A 234-nucleotide genomic window follows, 5' to 3' on the forward strand; every position below is an offset into this window, starting at 1 on the left:
CTCGGCGAGCAGGCGCTTGGCGAAGTCGTTCAGCCGGCCGATCTCGGCATCGCTGGCCGCGTAGAGGGCGGGCACCACGATCAGCTTGTAGTCGTCCAGCTTTGCGGTGGAGTCCGGCGACAGGATGTCGACCTCCACGTTCATCCGATACAGCGCATCGTAGAACGGCCGCAGCACCTGATTGTAGTCGACGCCACCGTCCGGCTTGAACGAGTCGAAGGCGCTGAGCGCGGT

Annotated in this window: 1 protein-coding gene; it reads right to left on the reverse strand. The window is 64.5% G+C overall.

Features of this window, described 5'->3' with window-relative positions; all coding sequences use genetic code 11:
* Nucleotides 1-234, reverse strand: a 234-nt coding sequence (locus tag AC0IYH_RS34090; protein WP_471838910.1) for a beta-galactosidase trimerization domain-containing protein, incomplete at both ends; no start/stop codon positions are given.

It is taken from the genome of Pseudomonas sp. AC463, from assembly GCF_979253585.1.